The sequence below is a fragment of the Mycobacterium sp. E3298 genome, assembly GCF_001666895.1.
Taxonomy (GTDB): Bacteria; Actinomycetota; Actinomycetes; order Mycobacteriales; family Mycobacteriaceae; genus Mycobacterium.
On record NZ_LZJB01000071.1, the window covers coordinates 1 to 8,540 of the forward strand.

The following is an 8,540-nucleotide window of genomic DNA, read 5'->3' on the forward strand; positions in this document are numbered from 1 at the left end:
CAGGGCGCCGGAGAACCCGAACTACGACCTGATCATGCGCACCGCTTCCCCGCGCGGCATGATGCAGCCCGTCGACGTGGCGAACGTCATCGCCTTCCTGGCGAGCGACGCCGCGGCCGCCGTCCACGGTGCCGTTTATCGCGTCGACAACGGCAAGGGCGCCGGCTAGCGCGCCGCCGCCGGGCGGGTGCGCACCAAAGTCGGCCACCAGAACCACGGCCCGAGGATTCGCAGGATGCTCGGCACCACGAACGAACGCACGATCAGCGTGTCGAGCAGCAGGCCGATGCACACGGTCGAGCCCACCTGACCGATGGTGCGCAGGTCGCTGGTGAGCATCGCGAGCATGGTGAAGGCGAACACCAAACCCGCGGACGTCACGACGCCGCCGGTGCTGCCGAGCGCCCGGATGAGACCAGTGTGAATTCCGCCGTGCAACTCCTCTTTCACCCTGTTGATCAGCAGCAGGTTGTAGTCCGACCCGACGGCCACCAGGATGATGAACGTCAACGGCAGGACCAGCCAGTGCAGGTGCAGGCCGATGAGGTGTTGCCAGACCAGGATGGAAAGCCCGAACGCGCCGGCATAGGAGAACGCCACGGTGCCGGGAATCACGAACGCCGCCACCAGACTTCGCGTGATGAACATCATGATCAAGAAGATCAGCACGAAGGCTGCGATGGCCGCGATCATGAGGTCGGACATCGCGTATTCCTTGATGTCCTTATCGTTGGATCCCGAACCCCCGATGTAGATCCGCGCGCCCGCCAGCGAGGTCTCCTTCAGGATCGTTTTGATCGCGTCGGGGAACTGTGCGACGTGCTCGACCCCTTCGGGGCCCATCGCATCGCCCTCGTGGGTGACGATGAAACGGGCCGCCTTGCCGTCCGGCGACATCATCAGCTTCATGCCGGTCTTGACGTCCTCGTTGTCGAATCCCTCGTGCGGGATGTAGAAGAAGTCGTCGCTGCGGGACTTGTCGAAGTCGTTCCCGACGTTGATCAGATCATCGAAAGTCTGCTCCGTTTGCACGGTTTGCAGATCGGCGGATCCGTAGCTGTTGACCAATTTCGACTGCAGTGCCTCGGTATCGTCGGCGGTGGCTTTCAGTTGGGCGATGATCTGCGGGAAGGTCTTGTCCACCTCCTGCAGGGACACCTTCGCATCCGCGATGTCGTCGGCCAGCTTGTCGATCTGATCGATGGTCTCGAACAGCGAACGGAACGTCCAGCAGATGGGAATGTCGAAACAGTGTCTCTCCCAATAGAAGTAGCTCTTGATCGGGCGGAAGAAGTCGTCGACGTTGGAGACCTCGTCGCGGATGTCGTCGCTGACCCGTTGTAGGTCCTCGACGGTCAGGACCGTCTGATGCAGTTCGTCGGACACCTTCTGGAAGAAGCCGATCTCCTTGCGCAACACCTCGACCGAGTGCGCCTGGATGTCGGCCTGCGCGTCGGTGTTGGAGTTCTGCTCCCTGTTGAACGGGAGCTGTTGCCCGTTGCCGCTGCCCTGCGTGGTGAACAGGTAGGGGATGCTGGCGTGCTCGAGCGCGCGGCCCAACGGCCGCGTCATGCCTTGCACCATCGCCACACCGTGCAGACGGATCAGGGCTCTGGCTACCCGGTCCAGCGAGATGAAGTCGGCCGAGTTGCGCATATCGTGATCGGTTTCGACCATCAGCATCTCGGAGAACAGCTTGCTCTTCGGGAAGTGCCGGTCGGCCGCCTGAAAGCCCAAATTGGCTGGCGCACTGGCCGGCTGGTACTGCCTGTCGTCGTAGTTCTGCCGGTAGGTGGGAACGAAGATCGCCCCGATCATGACGACGGCGGTACTGGCCACCAGGATCGGAACCGGCCAGCGCACCACGCTCGCGCCGATGCGCCGATAGAGGCGACCATGGGTGGGGGTTCTCGGGTCGAACATCCCGAAAAGGCTGCCGACGGTCAGTGCCGCCGGTCCCAGCGTCATCGCCGCGGCGATGGTGAACAGCATGGTGATCGCGACGGCCGGCCCCATGGTGTGGAAGTAGTTCAGGCGCGCGAACGTCAAGCAGTAACACGCGCCGGCAATCGTCAGGCCAGAGCCGATGATGATGGGCGCGACGCCCTTGTACGCGATGTAGAAACTGTCCTCGCGGCTTTCGCCCGCCTGCCGAGCCTCGTGATATCGGCCCATCAGGAAGATGCCGTAATCCGTTCCGGCTCCCAGCGTCAGCGCGATCACGATGTTCACGGCGAACGAGGACAGTTCGATGTATCCGTAATGCCCGAGCGTCGAGACGACGCCCTTGGCGACGAGCATCTCGATGAGCACCCCGAGCAGGGGCACCAAAAGGGTGGACGGGGTGCGGTATACCAGCAGCAGCATCACGACGATGAGGATGATCGTGACGATCGTGACGTTGTTCAGGCTGGCGTTGGCGATGGCGAGCGTGTCGGAGGCCAACGGAGCCGCGCCGCTGACGTAGACCTTCAGGCCGGGCGGGGGCGGGTCTTTTTTGATGATGTCGCGGACGGCGTCCACGGACTGGTTGGCCTGGATCTGCCCGATGTCACCGGCGAGACGCAGGAGCACGTAGGTGCATTTGCCGTCCACGCTCTGCGCCCCCGCCGCGGTGAATGGCTTGCCCCACAGGTCCATTACGTACTGCACATGCCGGGTGTCGTGCTGGAGGCGGCGCATCAGGTCGTCGTAGTACCGGTGGTCGGCGTCTCCCAGCGGTCGGTTCGCCTCGAACACGACCATGGTCAAGTTGGTCGAGTTGGATTCGTGGAACTTCTCACCGATGTGCAGCAGCGCCCGCTGCGAGGGCGCGTAATGCGGGACCATGGGGCCCGCAAGCTCTTCCGCGACCCGCTCCACCTGGGGCATGAAGGTGTTCGTGGTGACCGCGAGAAGACCCCAGAAGAAGATGATCGGGATCGCGAAAGTCCGCACCATCCTGGGGATGAACGGGCGTTTGGGCCGCGTCTCGTCGAGGCGATGCTCGGTCATGCCGACTTCACCCTGCACTCGACGTCGGCGTCCGGATGGTCGTCCGACTGCTCGTCGCGGACCACACCATCCACCAGCATCCGGCAACTCACCTGACCACTGCGAACGTGAACCGAGATGCTTCCGGACGCCACCGAGAGCGTCGTGGTCTCCGTGTGCGACCACGGCAGGGCGGTGAAATCAACCTGGTGCGGATGACCGTCGATGTCGATGTAGACGAGCCTCCCCCCGTTGCCGGCGTTGCCGAACACCTCGTAGGTGATCCGTTTGAGATTGAACTGCTCGGGTGCCTGTGGACCGTTGACGGTGATGACCGGCTCCGGTTCGGAGAACTGGTGCACCTTGTACATGCACAGCAGGCCCACCCCGACCGCGATGACGGTGACCAACGGCATCCAGCCTCGTTGCAAGACAGTCCTGCCGACTGAACGACGGCTCACTCCATCACCTTTCGCGACCTCGTCCTACCCACCGCGTTCTCGCGTCCCCGCCCGTGGACCGCGGGACGGCCGCATATCAATCTGGTTGACATACGGCGATAAAGAGATTACTACCTGCGGCACGGAACGCGAACTCGAGAGGTTGTGACTGACGCCTGCCAACGGGCCTGCGGTCCTCATGACGCGACGGATGCCGTGCGCAGACGCCTTTTCAGCCGGGCGCTGCTGAGCAGGCGAAGCGCGAGGTTCGATGAGGTGAGCATGGGTATCACCCCGAGGAATGTCCGCTCGGACGGAGTGGCCCCGTGCAGGTGGTAGAGGCTGCCGAACACGTAAAAGCAACCGAGCATGAACAACGCACCGGGGATGCACAGCGCCATGACCGAGGCGCGGTCGGACACGACCTGACGCGCATAATCCAGCTCTTCGGGCGACATCGGTTGCCGCTTGCGCAACTTGCGGACCACTTCTTTCGCGCTGCCGATTTCCTCGGCGATCGGCGGGGGCCTGCGCCGCTCCAGGCGTCGAACGTAGACGGCCGCGACGGAGGCCAGGGTGACGGCCAGTGCGAGGGAAACGACGGTGAGTAGTCCAAACAAGCCCAGAGTCACTGCTCCGCTCCTTCGTGTGCCCGGGTATGTGAGCCGATGCCATCATGGGCCGCCGCGGCCGCCGCGTCGATCCTCGCGGCGACGGCTGCCGGCGGGGCGTCGCTTCCCACGCTCATTTTCATATCATGTGGATGATGCAGCCCGTCAAGCGGAAAGCGGGCCGAGCAGGCTATCACTTGCCGGTTTCGCCGAGCAAAGGCCGCGGGTCACCCAATCTTTACATAGTGGGCATTATGCAGATTGGTGGCTGCGCGCTCACTTTGCCGCATCGGCGGGTTGCGGTGCCTCGGAGGCCGCGATGTCGAGTAGTTGACGCAGGATTGGCATGGCGACCTGCGCGGCCAGCCACAACGTCAGCGCATCCTCGGTGGAAAGCCCGGTCAGCAGCGCGGCCAGACGCTCCCTGCGGCGGTCCGTGCGCAGGTCCCAGAGCTCCCGGCCCGCGTCGCTGATGGCGACCAGGGCTGCCCGGCCATCCTCGGGATCGCTCAGCCGCTCGAGCAGTCCTTGGCGTTCCATCCGCTGGACCAGCTGGGTCATCGCCGGTTGGCTCGTGTCCTCGGCCGCGGCGAGAGCCGTCAGCCGCATGGGACCCTCCCGGTTGACCCTGTTGAGCACCAGCGTCGCGCTTGCGCTCAATTCCTTGCGGTTGGACAGCAAATACCGCCAGGTCAGATCGGTGCCCGTGTCGATCATCTCGGCGACGGCCTTGGCCATGTCGGCGACCGGTTGTCTTGCCATAATCGCCCGAATGTATCACCCATCGGATGCAGATCGGCCCAAAGCAAACTCGCATCCACAGCAAACCGCGCGGATTACGCGTCGGCAGAGGCGAATCCCGCTAGCCCAGGCGGCCTCGGGTGAGCGTGATGCATCACACGGAAAATGCTTTGCGCACGCCGCGTCAGATCACCGCTTCCGGGCGTTGACGACGTCGCGGATGATCAGCCCCACCACGACGGCCAGGCCGACGGGCACCAGAACCCGGAAGACGGCCGAGGCGTGCGAGTAGAGCAACGCGTACGCGATCTACCCCGATCACCACCATGGCGACCAGGATGCCCCGGTTGATCCCGTCCGTGCTCATCCGCAAGACCTTACTTCTCCGTCAGAATCCGAAGTCGCCGCCACCGGAACCCGAGCTGCCGCCGCCGAAATCGGAGCCGCCGCCCGAGTCCCATCCGCCGCCCGAGTCCCATCCGCCGCCCGAGTCCCATCCGCCGCCGAAATCCACGTCTCCGCCGCCGGAGTACGAGCTGTCGTTGCCGCCGAACCCGGAGTCGTAACCGCCTCCGAACCCGACGTCGCCTTGCTGGCTGTCGTAGCCGGCGCTTTGCCCGCTGTCGTAGTTCGCGTCCGCATACGCAGAGTCCCGGCCGGCCTCGAAGCCGCGGTCGTACCCGCCGCCCCAATGGTCGTCCAGCAGCGCATCCATCAAGAGCACGTCGGTGAGAGCCCAACCCCAACCCGGACCCCAGAACGCGTACGGGTAATAACCCGGGTAGAAGAACATCCCGTTGTAGTAACCGCCGCCGTAGTAGTGCGGATAACCGGGCTGCGGGGTGGCGCTGTAGTTGTTGTTGTTGATCGTCACGTAATCGCCGGTATCGGGATTCCTCGTCCGCACCGAGGCCTGCTTCCGGTCGCCCGCCGGCACCGAGGAGACGTCGGCGACGTTAGGCGCGGCCCGGCCCGGGTACAGCTTCTGGTTGGCTTTGGCCACCGTCGACTCCACCACCCTCAGGTGCGCGCGTGCCGCGCCATAGTCACCCTTCTCGTAGGCCTGCCGCGCGTCGTAGAGGCTCGCATTGGCCTTCGTCTGCTCGGCGCTGACGTCCGTGTCGCTGTTGGTGAGTACCGCATTGTCGAGGTCGCTGACATCCGAGGTGACGGTGATCAACTCCTGCTTGATCTGTTCCTTGGTGTCGGTGTCCTTGCGGCGCTTGCGGTTCCGGTTCACCGCGAACCAGATCAGGCCGATCACGGCGACACCGATGGCGATGATCGCCAGCGCGGTCCACAGCGCGGATCCCTGGTTGTGGTTCTTCTGCACCGCGGGTGAGGTCACCGCCGGTGCGCCGGAGGACGCAGCCACCGTCGACATCTTGCTGACGAATTCACTGCTCGCGCCGTACGGGTCGTTTCGGTGGTCCCTGGCGGACTGGCTCATGACCGGATCGACGCTGTCCGCGATCGCCCTGGGCACGTTGTAGGCGCGCACGTGGTAGCCCCGGGAGTCGATGACCAGAATGATCCCGCTGAATCCGGGATCGCGCCCGAGGATGACGTTGTGAATGGCGTCCGGGGTGGTCACGCCGGTCTGATTGGACGCCACCGCCGCCACCCAGATCGGCGGTCGCGGAGCCCACGCCCACCGGGTGCTCAGGATTTGGTCGTTCAGCCGATCCGGGTTCTGCAACGGCGGATTCGCCCCCGGGTCGGCCAACACGTGGGTCTGCGCGCTGAACTTGTCCACCAGCTGGTTTGTGTAGGTGTCGGCCGAGGCCGACGGCGCCAGCAGCATTGCCAGCGCCACCGTCAACGGGGCCAGCACAAGCCCTCGGAATCGTAGGGTCACTTTCCTCCTGCCGGGTGTCGATGACTCGATCCTTGCGGTGAGCGAAGAAAACGTCCACTGTCGACCGATGGTTGACCGTCGTACCCTTGACGGCGTGAACGCCCGGCGCAGCCCGTTCCGGGCCGATCTGCTGCAGGGCAAGGCGGCCCTGATCACCGGCGGGGCCACGGGTCTCGGCCTCGAGATCGCGCGGGTGCTGGGCAGCCACGGCGCCCGGATCGCGATCTGCAGCCGCAAGGAAGCCAACCTCGAGGCGGCGGTTGCGGTGTTGCGGGAGGCCGGGATCGAGGCCGTCTACGGCGTCTGCGACGTGCGGAGCCACGATGAGGTGACCGCCGTCGTCGAGGACGTGATCCGGGCCTTCGGCCGGCTCGACGTCGTCGTCAACAATGCCGCAGGGAACTTTCCCGTCCCGGTCAGCGGTCTGAGCGCAGGCGGCTTCAAAGCCGTGGTCGACATCGACCTGCTGGGGACGTTCAACGTTTCGAAGGCGGCTTACGAGCTATGCCTGCGGGAAAACGGTGGATCCGTCGTGAACATCAGCGCGGCGACCCAGTACCGCGGCATGGCCTTGCAGGCGCACGTGGTGTCGGCCAAGGCCGGCGTCGACGCGTTCACCCGCGCCTGTGCCATCGAGTGGGGGCCGGACGGCGTCCGCGTGAATGTCGTTGCGCCCGGGGCGATGTCGGGAACCGAGGGCGTGAAGAGGATCACCGGCGACAACCAACATCGCGCCACGCAGAACCCGTTGCGCCGGGCGGGTTCGACCACCGAGGTCGCCGAGGCGGTGCTCTTCCTCGCCAGCGACGCCGCGTCCTATGTCACCGGGGCGACCCTGGTTGTCGACGGCGGTGGATGGCTGACCGCCAGCGGGGTGCCGAATCTTCCCGGCTATCAATAGATTCGGCTCTACTCGAGGTATCCGCGGGGGAGCACCGAGAAGTCCACGCACGCCGCGGCCAATACGTCACCCAGATGAGGGCCGACCGGCGCGGCGAGGGTGAGCATCGCGCCCGCCGATGGCGCCTTCAGGGTGGCGACGTTGTGGTTGGTCAGCAGTTGGATGGCCTCGGATTCGATGTCGCTCCAACCGGTGTGGACGGTCATCAGGGTCAGCACACCCAGGGCCTCGCCGGAGGGCGACAGCAGGCGGTGATGCCAGGCGCCGTCGGCCTTGTGCCCGGTGTGCGGCCGAACCACCGCCAGCACGGTGCCGCCGCCGTCTTCCAAGCGCGCGGCGCCGTCGGCGGGGACGATCTTTCCCACGGGTGTGTTCTGGTTGGTGATGGTGGTCGTCGCGGCGACCGCGATCTTGAGCTCGTCGCCGTTGGCCGCCGTCAGGGTGTACTCGCTCTTGCCGCCGTTCTTGAAGCCCAACAGGACCTTGGCGCCGCCCTTTTGCTGGGCGCGCGCCAGTTCGGTGCCGTCGGGCGTGGCGAGCGTGACCCGCAGGGCGTTGGACGTCGACCTCGACACGCGCGCGAGGACGACCGTTGCATCGCCGATAATCGACATGGCGAGATCCTAGGCTCGCGTGGGGCGATTATCAGCAGGTTCGTCACATCTTGACGGTCAACGGCCACACGTTCCAGATGTCGTCGCAGTACTCGGTGATGGCCCGATCCGACGAGAATTTCCCGCTGCGCGCGGTGTTCAGGATCGACATCTTGGTCCACGACTCCCGGTCCTGCCACGCGGCGCTCACCCGCTCCTGGCAGCTCACGTACGACGCGTAGTCGGCGCAAACCAGGAAGGGGTCGTCATGGCGCAGGTTGTCCACCAGCAGCCGGAACACCTCGGTGTCCCCGCCCGAGAAGGTGCCGCCGGCAATCAAATCCAGCACCGCGCGCAGCTCGGCGTCACCGTCGATGTAGTCGGCCGGGCGGTACCCGCTCGCCTTGACCGCCTCGACCTCCT

9 protein-coding genes are annotated in these 8,540 nt (G+C 65.2%); 2 read left to right on the forward strand and 7 right to left on the reverse strand.

What is annotated here, in order from left to right; genetic code table 11:
- Positions 1-169: SDR family oxidoreductase (locus A9X05_RS02735; RefSeq protein ID WP_156736217.1), on the forward strand; the 169-nt coding region annotated here is incomplete at its 5' end.
- Here A9X05_RS02735 and A9X05_RS02740 read toward each other — a convergent pair.
- The 5 genes from A9X05_RS02740 to A9X05_RS02760 form a co-directional block, all read right to left on the reverse strand.
- The gene (locus tag A9X05_RS02740; protein ID WP_067779051.1) at positions 166-2,994 is read right to left on the reverse strand and encodes an RND family transporter; all 2,829 of its coding nucleotides are present in this window, start codon (positions 2,992-2,994) and stop codon (positions 166-168) included. The two genes, A9X05_RS02735 and A9X05_RS02740, sit on opposite strands and share 4 nt — an antisense overlap.
- Positions 2,991-3,389 carry an MmpS family transport accessory protein gene (locus A9X05_RS02745; RefSeq protein ID WP_067756848.1) on the reverse strand — a complete coding sequence of 133 codons (399 nt, stop codon included), beginning with the start codon at positions 3,387-3,389 and terminating at the stop codon, positions 2,991-2,993. The genes A9X05_RS02740 and A9X05_RS02745 overlap by 4 nt, the downstream gene beginning before the upstream one ends.
- Positions 3,390-3,610: 221 nt before the next feature.
- Positions 3,611-4,045 (reverse strand): hypothetical protein, encoded by a 435-nt coding sequence (locus A9X05_RS02750; RefSeq protein WP_067779054.1) that lies wholly within the window; start codon positions 4,043-4,045, stop codon positions 3,611-3,613.
- Positions 4,046-4,300: 255 nt separating this feature from the next.
- A complete protein-coding gene (locus tag A9X05_RS02755) occupies positions 4,301-4,786 on the reverse strand; it encodes a MarR family transcriptional regulator (protein WP_067779057.1) in 486 nt (161 codons plus the stop codon).
- Between the two features lie 367 nt (positions 4,787-5,153).
- A complete protein-coding gene (locus tag A9X05_RS02760; RefSeq protein ID WP_067779060.1) occupies positions 5,154-6,623 on the reverse strand; it encodes a hypothetical protein in 1,470 nt (489 codons plus the stop codon).
- Positions 6,624-6,690: 67 nt separating this feature from the next.
- On the opposite strand from A9X05_RS02760, the gene A9X05_RS02765 reads away from it, so the two are divergent.
- Entirely contained in the window at positions 6,691-7,524 is an 834-nt protein-coding gene (locus A9X05_RS02765; protein ID WP_067779063.1) for an SDR family oxidoreductase, read from the forward strand.
- Positions 7,525-7,532: 8 nt separating this feature from the next.
- Here the strand turns inward: A9X05_RS02765 and A9X05_RS02770 are convergent, their stop codons facing one another.
- Together A9X05_RS02770 and A9X05_RS02775 are read right to left on the reverse strand one after the other, a co-directional pair.
- Complete coding sequence (locus A9X05_RS02770) at positions 7,533-8,138, reverse strand: hypothetical protein (protein ID WP_067779066.1); 606 nt, start codon at positions 8,136-8,138, stop codon at positions 7,533-7,535.
- A 43-nt stretch (positions 8,139-8,181) separates the two neighbouring features.
- Positions 8,182-8,540, reverse strand: a 359-nt coding sequence (locus A9X05_RS02775; protein ID WP_197498889.1) for a glycogen/starch/alpha-glucan phosphorylase, incomplete at its 5' end; no start/stop codon positions are given.